Below are 277 nucleotides of genomic sequence, written 5' to 3' on the forward strand. Positions count from 1 at the left end.
GGTTTAGCGGTCTCAGGAAGCAACACGGTTTTGTTGCATACGCAGGACTGAGACTGATTGAGCGCAAAAAACGGGCAGGTAAAACATCATTAACATTGCCTTCAGAATATCGCAGAAATGCCCTTCAGCCTCGTCATCGCCCTGCTGCAGACAAGCGGGGAGTTGGCAGGTTTGAAGGGTAAAGTCACATTCGCTGCGGCCTGTAGGCAAACCCAGTCCCAGATCCAAATAAAAATGACCGTCCAGTTCGATAAAATGCCATGGTGCGCGGTTGGCG

At 50.9% G+C, this 277-nt stretch carries 1 pseudogene; it reads right to left on the reverse strand.

The features are described 5' to 3' along the window. Positions 1 to 12: 12 nt before the first annotated feature. A pseudogene (locus ACTHS3_RS17830) lies at positions 13 to 277 on the reverse strand (hypothetical protein); the annotation flags it as partial.

It is taken from the genome of Neisseria sp. P0009.S007 (assembly GCF_051962515.1).